The sequence below is a fragment of the Flavobacterium sp. genome (assembly GCF_044373165.1).
Lineage (GTDB): Bacteria > Bacteroidota > Bacteroidia > Flavobacteriales > Flavobacteriaceae > Flavobacterium.
Map to the genome: position 1 here is coordinate 1 of NZ_JBILQL010000058.1, position 15,036 is coordinate 15,036.

At 36.5% G+C, this 15,036-nt stretch carries 13 protein-coding genes; 8 read left to right on the top strand and 5 right to left on the bottom strand.

Annotated features, from left to right (window positions below; all coding sequences use genetic code 11):
* Positions 1-175 precede the first annotated feature (175 nt).
* Positions 176-859 carry a response regulator transcription factor gene (locus tag ACIQ32_RS08395; protein WP_396195240.1) on the bottom strand — a complete coding sequence of 228 codons (684 nt, stop codon included), beginning with the start codon at positions 857-859 and terminating at the stop codon, positions 176-178.
* Positions 860-1,053: 194 nt separating this feature from the next.
* On the opposite strand from ACIQ32_RS08395, the gene ACIQ32_RS08400 reads away from it, so the two are divergent.
* From ACIQ32_RS08400 to ACIQ32_RS08425, 6 genes are all read left to right on the top strand, one after another.
* Positions 1,054-3,801: a TonB-dependent receptor domain-containing protein gene (locus ACIQ32_RS08400; protein WP_396195241.1), complete on the top strand. Its 2,748-nt coding sequence runs from the start codon at positions 1,054-1,056 to the stop codon at positions 3,799-3,801.
* 186 nt (positions 3,802-3,987) lie between these two features.
* The gene (locus ACIQ32_RS08405) at positions 3,988-5,184 is read left to right on the top strand and encodes a hypothetical protein (RefSeq protein ID WP_396195242.1); all 1,197 of its coding nucleotides are present in this window, start codon (positions 3,988-3,990) and stop codon (positions 5,182-5,184) included.
* A gap of 106 nt (positions 5,185-5,290) precedes the next feature.
* The gene (locus ACIQ32_RS08410) at positions 5,291-5,602 is read left to right on the top strand and encodes a T9SS type A sorting domain-containing protein (protein ID WP_396195243.1); all 312 of its coding nucleotides are present in this window, start codon (positions 5,291-5,293) and stop codon (positions 5,600-5,602) included.
* 103 nt (positions 5,603-5,705) lie between these two features.
* Positions 5,706-7,478, top strand: a complete 1,773-nt coding sequence (locus tag ACIQ32_RS08415; RefSeq protein WP_396195244.1) for a T9SS type A sorting domain-containing protein — start codon at positions 5,706-5,708, stop codon at positions 7,476-7,478.
* An 89-nt stretch (positions 7,479-7,567) separates the two neighbouring features.
* On the top strand, positions 7,568-8,548 hold the full coding sequence (locus tag ACIQ32_RS08420; RefSeq protein ID WP_396195245.1) for an acyl transferase: 981 nt from the start codon (positions 7,568-7,570) through the stop codon (positions 8,546-8,548).
* A 38-nt stretch (positions 8,549-8,586) separates the two neighbouring features.
* Complete coding sequence (locus tag ACIQ32_RS08425; protein ID WP_396195246.1) at positions 8,587-9,255, top strand: hypothetical protein; 669 nt, start codon at positions 8,587-8,589, stop codon at positions 9,253-9,255.
* 31 nt (positions 9,256-9,286) lie between these two features.
* Here ACIQ32_RS08425 and tyrS read toward each other — a convergent pair whose 3' ends face one another.
* Positions 9,287-10,579, bottom strand: coding sequence for a tyrosine--tRNA ligase (tyrS, locus tag ACIQ32_RS08430; RefSeq protein WP_396195247.1), 1,293 nt, complete (start codon positions 10,577-10,579; stop codon positions 9,287-9,289).
* Between the two features lie 202 nt (positions 10,580-10,781).
* Here tyrS and ACIQ32_RS08435 point away from each other — a divergent pair, with 202 nt between their 5' ends.
* Positions 10,782-11,780: an NAD-dependent epimerase/dehydratase family protein gene (locus ACIQ32_RS08435; RefSeq protein WP_396195248.1), complete on the top strand. Its 999-nt coding sequence runs from the start codon at positions 10,782-10,784 to the stop codon at positions 11,778-11,780.
* On the opposite strand, the gene ACIQ32_RS08440 is transcribed toward ACIQ32_RS08435, so the two are convergent.
* From ACIQ32_RS08440 to ACIQ32_RS08450, 3 genes are read right to left on the bottom strand one after another with little or no spacing between them, the layout of a single operon-like run.
* A complete protein-coding gene (locus tag ACIQ32_RS08440) occupies positions 11,781-12,161 on the bottom strand; it encodes a DUF4296 domain-containing protein (RefSeq protein ID WP_396195249.1) in 381 nt (126 codons plus the stop codon).
* A gap of 37 nt (positions 12,162-12,198) precedes the next feature.
* Positions 12,199-13,539 carry a dihydroorotase gene (locus ACIQ32_RS08445; protein WP_396195250.1) on the bottom strand — a complete coding sequence of 447 codons (1,341 nt, stop codon included), beginning with the start codon at positions 13,537-13,539 and terminating at the stop codon, positions 12,199-12,201.
* A gap of 9 nt (positions 13,540-13,548) precedes the next feature.
* Entirely contained in the window at positions 13,549-14,271 is a 723-nt protein-coding gene (locus ACIQ32_RS08450; RefSeq protein ID WP_396195252.1) for a polyprenol monophosphomannose synthase, read from the bottom strand.
* A 104-nt stretch (positions 14,272-14,375) separates the two neighbouring features.
* Here ACIQ32_RS08450 and ACIQ32_RS08455 point away from each other — a divergent pair.
* The coding region (locus ACIQ32_RS08455; RefSeq protein ID WP_396195251.1) for a DUF4271 domain-containing protein at positions 14,376-15,036 on the top strand (661 nt) is incomplete at its 3' end.

Here is a 15,036-nt window from a genome sequence, read left to right on the forward strand (position 1 = left end):
ACTGTATAACGAAGAAAGAAAAGGTCGCCATTGACAAGGCAAAAACCAAAAGAATAGCCAAAGAGAATTCGTGAAAAAACCAAAGTAAAATACCAAGAAAACCGGTGGAGAAAAGGGTAATATACGTGGTAGAAACTAACGCAAAAGTATATGTTTTCTTGAAATTGACTTTCATTTAGACTTCAAGTTTGTAACCCACTCCTTTGATGGTTTTGAATAAATCTTCACCAATTTTTTCGCGAAGTTTTCTAATGTGTACATCTATAGTTCTACCGCCAACTATGACTTCGTTACCCCAAACTTTATCCAGAATTTCTTCACGTTTGAATACTTTACCGGGTTTTGAGGCTAACAGATAAAAGAGTTCAAATTCTTTTCGAGGCAATATAATTTCTCGGCCTTCTTTGATGATTTTATATTCTTCACGGTTGATTTCAATACCGCCTACATTAAGCGTTTCTGTAGTTTGGTCTTCACTTTTCAAACGACGCAACAAAGCTTTTACTTTGCTTACCAACAACTTTGGCTTGATGGGTTTGGTGATATAATCATCGGCTCCGGCATCAAAACCGGCCACTTGAGAGTAATCTTCACTTCGAGCAGTTAGGAAAGTGATAATGACATTACTTAGTTCAGGTAACTTACGGATGTTTTCGCAGGCTTCCATACCGTCCATTTCAGGCATCATCACATCCATAATAATCAAATGCGGCAATTCCTTTTTAGCTTTGACGATGGCTTCTTTTCCGTTGGTAGCCGTTACAATTTGATAGCCTTCTTGGGCAAGATTGTACCCTACAATTTCTAAGATGTCTTGCTCATCGTCGACTAATAAAATCTTAATGTCTTTTTTCTTCATAACAAACGCACGATTGTTTTTGCGGTAGTAAAGGTAAAGATAATACAAAATGATGATATAGCACGACTTTGGAGTTAACGGTAATTTAATATGTTAACAATTTGGTAAAACTAAAGGAACAAAAAGGTAATAATGGAGTAACACGGTCTTTACAATACGATAGTTTCTTTGCACCAAAATTAAACACGACTAAAATGAAACTTAAATTAATCGTTACATTATTATTAATCAACCTCATAAGTTTTGCCCAAAACAAAGGAACTATCAGCGGAACTTTGACCGATAAAGACTTAAATAATGAACCTTTACCGTTTGCCAATGTAATTATTAAAGGTACTAACATAGGAGTAACCACTGATGAAACCGGAAAGTACAGTTTGAGTGTTGAAGCCGGAACTTACACCATACAATTCAGCTTTTTAGGCTACGAAACCATAGAAGAAAAGATTGTGGTAAAAGCCGGTGAAACTTTAACCATCAATAAAACTTTAGGCTCAGGAAGTTATCAGTTGCAAGATGTGGTGATTCAGAAAGTGGCCAGTCGTGAAAAAGAATCTGCTTTATTATTGGAACAAAAAAATGCCGTTGAAATCAAACAAAGTATAGGAGCGCAGGAATTATCCAGAAAAGGTGTTAGTGATGTGGCTACAGCTGTTACTAAAACTACCGGAATCACCAAACAAGAAGGTTCCGGAAATATTTTTGTTCGTGGTTTGGGCGACCGATACAATTCAACTACAATGAACGGCTTACCTATTCCATCCAATAATCCTGAGAAGAAAAACATTAATTTAGATATATTTTCTACTGATATTGTTGAATCGGTTGGTATTGACAAAGTGTATGGTAGTAAATTATATGGAGATTTTGCCGGGGGAAATGTTGATGTAGTTTCAAAAGAGTTCAAAGGAAAGAGCTATTTAAAAGTTGACATTGGTTCAAAAGGCAATACTAATGCATTAGGTTTAGATAATTTCACTTTACAAAAAGGTCAAAACTGGACTGGTTTTAGTACCACTTCTCAGCCAAATAATCCTCTTGGCGCTTATAATTTTGAAACACTTCAATTGGACAGTAAAAATGCATGGGCAGGAAGTTTAGGTTTATCCGGCGGAACTTCTTTTGATGTGGGTCAGGATGGAAAACTTAGTTTGTTTGGGACTGCTAATTACAGTAATGAATTTAATGCAATAACTGATGGATCTGCCAAAGGAGGTGTTAATGGACTTGGTGTTATAAACAAGGACTTCACAGAGTTTAGACAAAACAGTTTTAACACCAATACCACTATAATGGGTAATGCCGTTTATAAAATTAATTCAAATAACAAAGTAAAAATTAACACAGTTTTCATCAATACATCAAATCAATCCAAAGAAGAATATGAAGGTTTTATTGTAGATATTGCTAATGAAGGAAATGGTTTTTTGAGAAGGTTTTTCTATGAGAGAAATCAGTTGATGATTAATCAATTAATTGGTGATCACAAATTTAAAGAAAAATATGAGTTTAACTGGGGAGTCTCTTACAACAAAGTAGAGAGTGATCAACCGGACAGGGTTCAAAATATATTCCGTGAAGAAGCTAATGGATTTGTACTTTCTAACATTTCAAGACCGGATAACCATCGTTATTTTCAAAACATTAACGAAGATGAAATTGCAGCAAAAGCAAGTGTTGATTACAAATTCAAAAAAAACAAAGAAGGTGATTTCTTAGGCAAAATAACTTTAGGTTACAACGGCAGAATGAAAAACAGAACGTTGATTGCAAATCAATTCAACTTTAGAGCCAATCAAGGTTTTGAAACAACTGTTGTGAACCCGAACAATTTGGATTTATTTTATAACTCACAGAACTTTGCCAACGGCGCTTTTGAAATTACTACTTTTAGGGGAAATATTCAGGTCCCGAACGCTACTCGACCACAATCTTATGAAGGCGAATTGTTAATCAATGCCGGATATGTAAATACGGAATATAAGTTTAAAAAACTTACAACAATACTCGGATTAAGAACAGAACAAATCAGTCAAGAAGTAAATTGGGATACTCAATTAGGTGACAGAGGGAAAGATTTATTAGAAAAAACCGCATTTCTACCTAGCTTAGTGATGAAATATGAATTGAACGAAAAACAAAATCTCAGATTAGGATTTAGTAAAACTTATACTTTGCCTCAGTTTAAAGAAAGAGCTTTATTTTTATACGAAGAAGTACTTCAAGTAAAGATTGGTAATCCTGACTTATATGAATCTGATGATTATAATTTAGATTTGAAATGGGAGTTTTTCCCAAAATCAGAGGAAGTTATATCGGTTACAGCTTTTGGTAAATACATTCAAAACCCAATAAACGAAATTACGATAGCATCATCCACAAACGACGTATCGTTTGTTAACACCGGAGAATTCGGCTACGCTACGGGTGCAGAACTTGAGATTAGAAAAAATATTCTTAAGCAAGATAAAGAAAACGGCACCAAATTATCTTCGGGGTTAAATGTGTCTTATTTGTATACTTCTCAGGATTTGGACGCAGAAAAAATCCAGAGAGAAACCAACTATAACGTTGCCTTCAGCGATACAAATAGTGCCTTTACTGGAGCTTCTGACTTATTAATAAATGCCGATCTTACTTTCTTTAAAGAATGGAATGAAAAAAACAGATCGCTCACTTCTACCCTCGCCTTTACTTATTTTTCAGACAGAATAAATGCCATTGGAACTAATGGAAATGGCAATCTTGTTGACAAAGCAGTAGGCACTTTAGATTTGATTAACAGAGTCAAAATAAATAATAATTTAGGCATCTCCTTAATTGCAAGAAACTTATTAGATCCAAAAATTGAGAGAACGCAAGAAAATAACAATGGTGATGTAAATGTTTTATCTTACAGAAAAGGTATGACCTTTAGCTTAAATTTGAACTATCAATTTTAAGTAATACCCATATATATTAACAAAAAGCGGTCAAATTGACCGCTTTTTATTTTTTTTTAACATAAGTAACATTTACTTAATAAATAGTAAAGTATTTGTTAATCTAAGAATGATGTTAGCTTAACTCAATTCAATGAATTAGAACAGATATTTGCAACTGAAAATTATTTTAAACCATAAAACAACATGAAAAATTCAATTTTAAAAATTTTTACATTTTTTGTTATTACAGCTTCAATTTTAACAAGCTGTTCAAGTGATGACAGCAACAGTCCGAGTTCTTCATTTGAAGTAGATCCACTTGACTTTAAAGGTCAGATAAACGATGGTGAAGTGATACTGAATGCCGGAACTGTTTACAAACTAACCGGTAGACTTCAAGTTAATGATGGTGCTACTTTAACAATTCCTGCGGGAACTGTAATTGAAGGTGTTGGCGGAACGTCCTCTTTTATTGCAGTAGCTCAAGGAGGCAAAATAAATATCAACGGAACTGCTTCAAATCCGGTAATTATGACAAGTGGTTTAACCGTAAAAGGACCAGGTGATTGGGGTGGATTGGTTATTTGTGGAAAAGCACCTATCAACAGAGTTAGCGGTGGTACATCAACAGCTCAATCAGAAGTAGCTGAATTAACCTATGGTGGAACAGTACCAACTGATAATTCAGGCACTATTCGTTACTTAAGACTTGAATATTGTGGTGCCGCTTTTAACAGTGAAAAAGAATTTAATGGTCTATCACTATTTGGAGTAGGCTCAGGAACTGTAATTGAATTCGTTCAAGCTTTTCATGGTGCTGATGATGGTTTTGAGTTTTTTGGTGGCACCGTAAATACTTCAAATCTAGTTGCTTTTGGTAACGAAGATGATCAGTTTGACTGGACAGAAGGTTGGAATGGAAGTAACACAAACTGGTATGGTAAGATTTCTTTTGGAAAAGGCAACAGAGGGATCGAGGCTGATAATTTTGAATTAGGATTTGCAAACACACCGTTATCAAACCCTACTATCACAAACATTACATTGATAGGTCCTGGAAGCACTGCTGCCTCAACAACATATCCTGAAAATGACGCCTTAAAATTAAGAAGAGGAACAAGAGGCATCTTGAACAACGTTATAGTAAGCGGATGGGCGGATGGTTTTGATGTGGAACATGACGAGACTATTGCAGGAGTTGGCACATCGCTAAAAGGGAACAATGTTACTTTTACAGATGTTACACGCAAAACAACAGGAAGAACCACAGCTGTTGCACCGGCAACATCAGGAGTAAGTGCTGATGTTACAGCAGTAATTTCAGAAACTACCACTGCTACCGGAGCTGGTAATAGTGGAGGTGTACCTTCATGGGCTACAGGTTGGACAATAGGTTTATAATTTAACCTTAAGATACTATAAAAAACTCCTTCCTAACAAGAAGGAGTTTTTTTTGGTACAATATTTGAAATTATTTTTATACATTTGTATTAACCAAATTTTTGTCATGGCTAAAAACTACTTATACTCCCTTTTATTTTTCGCTTTGTTCTCTCTCGGCACTTTTGCTCAGGATGGGAAACAACAAGGAGAAACGCTTGGTTTTTATCCAAATCCGGTAAGCAACGGAAAAATCTACATCACTTCAAAAACCACGCTCGACAAAGAGATTTTAATTTTTGACGTTTTGGGTAAAAAGGTATTACAAACCACTATTTCTTCTCGCGAATTAAATATCAGTACTATCCCGCCGGGTGTTTACATCATCAAAATTACCGAGGGAGAGACTACTACTACTAGAAAACTAATTGTCAGATAGTTAAACTTTGACTGTTTAACTTTTTTTTAATCATTTTTTTACACTGTTATTTTCAGCAAACAAATATTGTGCTTATATTTGTGGGCTAAATAAATTTAAAAAAATGAAAAAAATTTACTCTTTATTACTTTTACTAACGATTTTTTCAGTTTCAACTGCAAATGCTCAAGTTGTAATCAGCCAAGTTTATGGTGGAGGTGGAAATACAGGAGCCACTTTCAGCAACGATTTTATTGAACTTTTTAATCGCGGGTCTGTAGCTCAAGATTTGACCGGATGGTCGGTTCAATATGCTTCTGCTACCGGAACATCGTGGGCTGTACAACCATTAACAGGATTTATTCTTCAACCTGGTCAATATTATTTAATTCAATGTGCTGCCGGTACTACTCCTAGTACAGCTCTGCCAACTCCTGATTCACTACCTGTTGCTCCGTCAACCGGTTTGGCCATGAGTGGTGCTAACGGAAAAGTGTTATTAGCCAACGTATTAACCGCTCAAACAGGATCAATTCCTGCCGGCGCTGAAGTAGTTGATTTGGTTGGATACGGCGCTACACCTACAGGTTTTGAAGGAACAGGCCCAACCGGAACTGCTTTAACCTCTACAACTGCCGTTATAAGATTGAACGGAGGCTGTACTGACACAAATAACAATGCTTCTGATTTTACTACAGCAACTCCATCACCAAAGAATTCTGCTTCACCAGCTGCAGTATGTTCTACTGCACCATCATTAGCAATAAGTTCTCCAGTAAATGGAACTGTATACAACCCTACTGTTACCAGTGTAACCGTAAATATCGCGGTTTCTAACTTCACAGTAGCTAATGGTACTGGTTCAGGACACATTAGATATAGCATTAACGGAGGAACATTAGTAAATAAATTCGATACAACTCCAATTGCTTTAAACAGTTTAATTCCAGGCGACTACACCATTTATGCTGAGTTGGTAAACAACTCTAATAATGTGTTGTCACCAGCTGTAAATGCTACTACAACCTTTAGTATTGCCAGTTTTACAACCGTAAGTAACATTGCTGCTTTAAGAGCTGATGTGATTGCCAATGGTTTTGGAAAATACTACGAATTAACAAATCCTGCTATTGTAAGTTATGCTCGTTTGAACAGAAATCAAAAATACGTACAAGATGCAACAGCCGGTATGTTGATTGATGACGTTCCGGGTGTTATCACTCCTAATACCATTACAACAGGTGATGCATTAAGCGGACTTAAAGGTCAATCTTTCAACTTTAACGGTGTTATTGAATTTTTACCGGTTGCAAACGCTACTGTAAGCTCTACCGGAAACACCATTACACCTCAAGTAGTAACTGTAACTGATTTAATTGCTAACATTGAAACATATGAAAGCGAATTAATCAGAATCAACGGAGCTACTTTTGCTGCGGGAGACGGAACAGCTACTTTTGCTGCAAATACTGATTATGTATTAAACGCTGATGCCTCAACTACATTCCGAACTTTATTCTCTGAAGCCGGTTACTTGAGTGCTCCTAACAATGTAATTCCTACCGGCGCTAATGACATCATAGTTTTAGCCTCTGAAAACAACGGTGCCGTTAGAGTAGTAGCGCGCTCACTAAATGATTTAACTTTATCATCAGAAAGTTTTGCTATTTCAGGTTTAAAAGTATACCCTAACCCGGTTGCTAACGGAACTTTGTTTATCGAAACTGAAGCTAATGCTGAAAAAACTGTTGTTATTTTTGATGTTTTAGGAAAACAAGTATTGAATACTTCAACTTCTGACAGTGCTATCAACGTAAGCGGATTAAATGCTGGTATTTATGTGGTTAGAATTACTGAAGAAGGAAAAACAGCTTCAACTAAATTGGTGATCAAATAATCCCAATCTAATACTACCAAAAAGGTCCTAATGAAAGTTAGGGCCTTTTTTATTTTCCGTATTTTTGCGGCAAACATATTTAAAATATTTTGGTTCATCCGCAAGACATATTTACGATTTCCTCCCAAAAGCAATTCGAAAAAATAGCTTTAAAAGTTTTTCGATACCAATATGAAAACAACCAAGTCTATCGCGAATTCTGTGACTTCTTGAAAACAGATGTACAAAAGGTGAAATCATTGAACCAAATTCCCTTTCTCCCGATACAATTTTTTAAAAGTCATTCCGTTGTTTCTAATTCACATAAAGTGCAAGAAACCTTCACCAGCAGCGGAACAACCGGCATGATTACCAGCAAACACTTAGTTACCGATGTTTCGCTCTACGAACAAAGTTACCGCCAAGCGTTTTCGCAATTCTACGGCAACATTGAAGACTATGCGGTTTTGGCCTTGCTCCCATCCTACTTGGAACGCAGCGGTTCGTCACTAATCTATATGGTGAAAGATTTAATCGAATTATCGAACAACGAACACAGCGGCTTTTACTTACACAATTACGATGAATTGATTTCCAAGCTGATTGAATTGGACACTTCAGGTCAAAATGTAATCTTAATTGGCGTGACTTATGCTTTGCTCGATTTAGTCGAAAAACATTCTTTTGAGTTAAAAAACACTATCATCATGGAAACCGGCGGCATGAAAGGAAAACGCAAGGAAATGATAAGGGAAGAACTGCATGAAATACTTTGTAATGGTTTCGGCGTTCCAAGCATCCATTCGGAATACGGTATGACAGAATTGTTGTCGCAAGCATATTCTCTCGGCAACGGTATTTTCGAATGTCCGAGTTGGATGCAAATTTTAGTCCGCGATACCGAAGACGCTCTATGTTATGTAGATTACGGGAAAACCGGTGGCGTAAATGTGATCGACTTAGTCAATATCAACTCTTGCTCCTTCATCGCCACACAAGATTTGGGCAAAAAATACCCAAACAATTCTTTCGAAATTTTAGGTCGCTTCGACAATTCCGATATACGCGGTTGTAATTTAATGGTACTGTAATAAAATTGTTTTTTTTTCGTTTTAAACAAAATACCGTTATGAAATTGATTGTTTGCCTGCTTTTCGCTGTTGCCGTTTTTGGACAACAAAAACCCCTCGAAATAAAAATTGATTCATTATCGGTTTTAAACTCGAATGAAACCGAAAGAAAATTTATTTTGCACTACCATCTAACGAATCTGACCAATAAACCCATAACTTTTATCTTAAACCCTAAAGACCTGATTCCAATCGGAGCCGGCTCTCTCAGACCCAATGTTTACTACAAACTTTATGAAAATGAAACGGCAATTGAAGCTAACGGCATAATAAACGTTGAGAGTAATATTAGGTACTTTAAATCGGAAGCTGAATACACTCAATATATTGATTCTGTTGATACTTACATCAAATCCAGAACTCCGGAACAATTATCTCAAATAAAAAAAGACGGCTTCTTAGAGAACATTCAAAATATAGAAGCCAATCAAACCAAACACTTCACTACAATATTGGTTTGGGATAAAAATCGCTACCATCGCAATGGTGATATTGAATACTATATCGAGGAAAAAGAAAAACACTTTCTGGAACTCCACATCAATTTGATGGCAGAAGAACTTCTTTCTAATTTTACTGAAGACGAAAAAAAAGAGGTATTGAGCAACAAAATATTTATCAAAGGCTGGTTTACTTCTAACAAAATTGAGATCGATTTAGGCGAATAAAAAAAGGAACCTCATCCGGTTCCTTTTGAATTTATACCACTTTGATTAAATAGTAATTTTTCTTTCCTTTTTGCAAGACTAAAAATTTACCTTTTACTAAATCTTTAGCTGTAATGATATAATCTTCTTTTACCTTGACTTTGTTCAACGAAATGGCATTCTGCTGTAACTCTCGTCTGGCTTCACTATTCGATTTCAAAAAACCTGTTTTAGCAGCCATGGCAGCAATCATATCCAAACCGTTTTTAAAATCATCTTCGGGTATTTCTGCTGTTTCTTTCTCATCAAAAACCTCTGTAAATGTCTTATCATCAAGCTGCAGCATTTCGTCCATCGTTGGGCTGAACTTCGCTTTGGAGGCAAAAATCGCTTTTTCCAATTCTTCTTTACTGTGAACAAAAACAGTCACTTCTTCCGCCAAACGCTTTTGCAACAGGCGCAACCCTTTATCTTGATTATGCTCAGCAATCAAAGCATCAATCGTATCTTTATCTAAAAACGTAAAAATCTTAATGTATTTCTCCGCGTCCACATCGGTAGTATTCAACCAAAACTGGTAAAACTTGTATACCGATGTCTTATCAGCAGTCAACCAAACGTTTCCACCTTCGGATTTCCCGAATTTAGAACCATCGGCTTTCGTAATCAACGGACAAGTCATCGCATAAGCTTTTGCGCCTTCACCATTCATTCTGCGAACTAATTCTGTCCCGGTGGTAATATTGCCCCATTGGTCGCTTCCGCCCATTTGCAATAAACAATTATGGGTTTTATACAAATGATGAAAATCGTATCCTTGAATCAATTGGTAAGTAAACTCCGTGAAACTCATTCCTTCTCCTTCCGCACTCAATCTTTTCTTCACCGAATCCTTCGCCATCATGTAGTTCACCGTAATTCTTTTACCAACATCGCGAGCAAAATTGATAAACGAAAAATCCTTCATCCAATCGTAATTGTTCACTAAAATCGGAGCATTAGCAGCCGTCGAGTTAAAGTCTAAAAAACGAGACAAAACCGCTTTGATGCCCGCCACATTTTTTTCTAAAGTCGCTTCATCTAACAAATTTCTTTCGTCCGATTTCCCCGAAGGATCGCCAATCATACCTGTCGCGCCACCCACTAAAGCAATCGGTTTATGACCACATCTTGCCACATGAACCAGCAAAATAATAGGAACCAAATTACCTATGTGTAACGAATCACTCGTCGGGTCAAAACCTACATAAGTAGTTGTCATTTCCTTTAAAAGTTGCTCTTCTGTGCCTGGCATCATATCGTGAACCATTCCACGCCATTGTAATTCTGCTACTAAATTTCTCATGAGGTAATCAAATTTGCGCAAATATAATCAGAATTGATTATTTGGGAGCGAAAGGTTCGGGATTTATCTGCTTTCCTTGTTCCTGCTTTCCGTCTCGTTCCAAAAAACGAGACTCCAATCAGGGCTAGGAGAAAGTCCTTTGGATTACTTGTCGGCACAAAAAAAATCATAATTCGTAATTCATAATTCGTAATTTAGCAATATGATTTTAGTCACTGGCGGAACCGGTTTAGTAGGTGCACATTTGCTGTTACAGTTAACGGCAAACGAGTCGGAAATTCGGGCCATTTACCGAAACGAAAAAAACATCCGTAAAACCCAATCGCTTTTCCAACTTTACAATAAAGAAGACCAATTCCACAAAATCCGGTGGATGCAAGGCGATATTATTGAAGTGCCGTCTTTGGAAAAGGCGTTTCAAGGCGTAACCCATGTTTACCATTGCGCTGCACAAATATCTTTCGACCCGAAAGACGAGAATAAACTCCGTAAAATCAACATTGAAGGTACAGCCAATATCGTCAACTTTTGTTTGGATTTCAACGTCAGCAAACTTTGTCATGTGAGTTCCATTGCCGCTTTGGGCGATTTAAAACCGGGAGAAACAACCATTACTGAAGCAACCGAATGGAATCCGGAACACTATCACAGTGATTACGCCATTTCCAAATACGGTGCCGAAATGGAAATTTGGCGCGGCCAACAAGAAGGCCTAAATGTAGTCATTGTTAATCCGGGCGTAATATTCGGCACAGGTTTTTGGCAGCAAGGCAGTGGTCTTTTCTTCTCTGCCATCCAAAAAGGATTTCCGTTCTACACCAATGGCAGTACTGGTTATGTAGGCGTAACCGATGTAGTTTTGATCATGATACAACTAATGACAAGCGATATAGTAGGAGAACGCTTTGTGGTTATAGCTGAAAATCTATCTTTCAAAGACATCATCTTTCAAATTGCGGAAAAATTAGGCGCCAAAAAACCAAAATGGGAAGCCAAACCCTGGATGTTGGCCATCGGCTGGCGCTTAGATTGGCTACTGGCAAGCATTTTCAACCGAAAAAGAAGACTGTCAAAATACAGCACCCAATCGCTTTTATCTTCCGATAAGATAGCAAATGCCAAAATAAAAAATGCGTTGAACTTTGAATTCCAACGCATTGAATCGGTTGTTGACGAAGTTGTGCGTTCGCTCCAAAAATAATTACTTCACCATCGGAACATCTGAGTCTTTTGGTACGGTACCTTCGGTTGGAGTTCCGCCTGCTTTTGCTGTCTCTTGTTCTATTCTTATTTTAACTTCTTGATACATTTTTTTGTATTCCTCAATATCGGAAGCATAATACTTATTGTTTTCTTCCCATTGCAGACTGTCAATTTGGTATTTCTTGAACAAAAATTCATTGGCTTTTTGGCTGCTGATACCGCCATTGATGTTTTGCGACTTAACAGCCTCCATTAGTGATATATCATACAATATATCTATCATTTTGTCTCTCTTAATTAACTTTTTGGGCTTTTCTACCGCAGTATTACATCCGACAAAAACAAACAACAAACCCATAAACAGGCTTCTTAAAGTCATCTTTGATTTTTTAGTTACATTCAACATTTTCAAAATTCTATCGGTCAAACAACAATCTTTTCCCAACCGGTTTATCATTCACTTTAAAATTTTGATAAACCAAGTTTCCGTTTACAAAAGTATGGGTAATTCTCGATTTAAAGTTATACCCTTCAAAAGTCGACCAACCGCATTTGGCCAATATGTTTTCTTTTTTAACATTCCATGGCAAACCTGAATTTACCAAAACCAAATCGGCATAATAGCCTTCTCTGATAAAACCACGTTTTTCAATTTTAAAAATCTTAGCAGGATTATGGCACATCTTTTCCACTATCTTTTGTATTGAAATTTTACCCTGATGGTAAGCTTCAAACATCGCTACTACAGCGTGCTGAACCAATGGCCCGCCCGATGGCGCTTTGGTGTATACCTGTTGCTTTTCTTCTAAAGTATGTGGTGCGTGATCAGTTGCAATCACATCGATTCGATCGTCCAGCAAAGCTTTCCATAATGCCTCTTTGTCTGCTGCCGATTTGACCGCCGGATTCCATTTAATCAAATTGCCTTTGGTTTTATAATCAGCATCTGTAAACCACAAATGATGGATACATACTTCAGCGGTGATTTGTTTTTCCTCTAAAGGAATTTTATTGGTAAACAAATCCAACTCTTTGGCTGTTGACAAATGGAAGACATGCAATCTGGCACCGGTTCTTTTAGCCAATTCTATCACTTTTACAGTCGACTTATAACAAGCTTCCACACTGCGTATTTCAGGATGAAACTCAACCGGTATATCATCACCGTAAATGGATTTATAATGCTCCAAATTTGCCTTTACGGTAGTCTCGTCTTCGCTATGCACTGCAATTAATAATTTAGTGCTGGAAAATATTTTCTCCAGTGAATCAGAACTATCAACCAACATATCGCCGGTAGAAGATCCTAAAAACAGTTTTAATCCGGCTACATTTTTGGGATTAGTCTTTAAAATTTCCTCCAAGTTATCGTTAGTTCCACCCATCATAAACGAATAATTCGCATAAGAAGTTTTGGCCGCAATTTGGTATTTGTCTTCTAAAAGTTCTTGGGTAATGGCATTCGGGACAGTATTTGGCTGCTCAATAAAGGAAGTAATTCCTCCGGCCACTGCAGCACGACTTTCGGAGGCAATAGTCCCTTTGTGTGTTAAACCGGGTTCGCGAAAATGAACTTGGTCATCAATGGCGCCGGGCATTAAGTAATTTCCCTCGGCGTCAATAATTTTGCAATTCGGAGATTTAGGACTAATGCTTTCGGCAATTTCGACTATCAACTCGTTTTCAATCAAAACATCCCCTTCTACAATTTTCCCTTCATTAACTATTTTGGCATTTTTAATTAAAACGGTATTCATTTTATTATTTTATAATTGGTTTAAAAATTTCCTGAATCGGAGAGAAATAACGCCAAAGATGGCTTCTTTAATAATCGCACCACTCATTTTTGATTGGCCTTTGGTTCGGTCGGTAAAAATCACCGGTACTTCAACAATCTTGAAGTTCTTGGCAAAAGCCCTGTATTTCATTTCTATTTGAAACGCATAGCCTATAAACTTAATGGCATCCAGATTAATTTTTTCTAACACTTCTCTGCGGTAACAAATAAATCCGGCGGTGGCATCCATAATTTTCATACCGGTAATGAGCCTAACGTATACAGAGGCAAAATAAGACAGTAACACCCTGCTGAGCGGCCAATTTACAACATTAACTCCGGTAACATATCGAGAACCGATAGCCAAATCGGATCCTTTTTGACAAGCCTCATACAACTTCTCTAAATCATTTGGATTGTGTGAAAAGTCGGCATCCATTTCAAAAACATATTGGTAATTGTTATGCAATGCCCATTTAAAACCGTGAACATAAGCTGTTCCCAAACCTGCTTTTTTCTTTCTTACCTCGAGGAAAAGTTGATTCCCAAATTCTTTTTGTAATTCGATTACTTTGTCGGCAGTTTTATCAGGAGAATTGTCGTCTACAATAAGAACATGAAAAGATTTCGGTAAAGAAAATACGGCTCGAACAATGCTTTCGATGTTTTCAATTTCATTATAGGTTGGAATAATTACAATGCCGTCGCTCATAAATGCAGTCATACTTTGTGCAAAAATAAACTTTTTATTAGTGTCGCATCTTAATAATATTATAATAATTTAACAAATAAAAAATTAGTAATTTTGCCGGGTATATGACAGAAATAATTTTTGAACCACGAGTCATTGAAACGAAAGATTGGGCCACTTATCTTTTTGTTTTATCGTTTGCTTTAATTGCGGTTACGCGTACTGCTTTTGAAACGCGTTTTAATGATTTTCTGAAGATTTTAGTTTCTGACAAATACATTAAGGTTTACAAAGATCCTTCGCATTTAATGAGTGGTTTTACCATTCTTTTATTTGTAGTGCAAAGCATCTCTTTCGCTTTTTTTATCCAAATGGTACTCAGTCATTTCGGATATGTTTCCAAAACCGATTGGTTGTTATTTATTAGGATACTGACCTTTTTTGGGGTTTTTGTGCTTTCCAAATTTTTGATTGAAAAAATTATTGCCGCCATTTTTAACATTGAAGAATTTGCTGAACAACTCAATCTGCAAAAAGTCAGCTACAGAACATTCATTAGCTTGTTGATTCTTCCGCTTAACATTTATATGTTTTACAGCAACAATACTTCAAATGTGCTTCTTTTTTGCATTATTGGTATCATTTTAATAATAAACTTGTATTCTTATTTGATTTCTTTGAAGATTTATCAAAACTTACTTATCGGCAAGTTGTTTTATTTTATTTTGTATCTTTGCGCACTTGAAATAGCACCGTACTATTTTATATATTATTTGATTACAAAAA